Raw genomic sequence first — 411 nt, forward strand, 5'->3', positions numbered from 1 at the left:
GCTCGCTCAATCTCGATTGCGTGTTCGAAGGGATCGAAACCGACATGCAGCTGATGGAGGCGACCCTGGCCGGCTTCAACTATGTGCAGGGCTACCTGATCGCCCGCCCCGCCCCGCTCGCCGATCTGCTGGCCGAGATGCACGAAGGCGGAACGCCGGGAATCGGCCAGGGATCGGCGCTGGCCGAAATCCCGGAGCAGCGGCGCAAGTCACGCGGGCTCAACCTGCCCTGAGCGACCCTTGCCCGCCGGTCAGACTTCGGCATCCTCCAGCACCGCCGCGCGCAGCTCGGCAATGCCCATGCCCTTTTCCGAGGAGGTGACGTGGACATGCGGGAACGCGGCGGTGTGCTTGCGCGCGGCCGCCTCGGTCGCGGCGCGGACCTCGGCCAGCTCGTCGGCGCGGATCTTG

At 68.9% G+C, this 411-nt stretch carries 1 pseudogene; it reads left to right on the forward strand.

What is annotated here, in order from left to right:
• Nucleotides 1-233, forward strand: a pseudogene (locus tag R5H29_RS06690) (hypothetical protein); the annotation flags it as partial.
• Nucleotides 234-411 lie beyond the last annotated feature (178 nt).

Origin of the sequence: Stenotrophomonas sp. A3_2 (assembly GCF_036624925.1) — a bacterium.
GTDB classification, from domain to species: Bacteria; Pseudomonadota; Gammaproteobacteria; order Xanthomonadales; family Xanthomonadaceae; genus Stenotrophomonas; species Stenotrophomonas hibiscicola.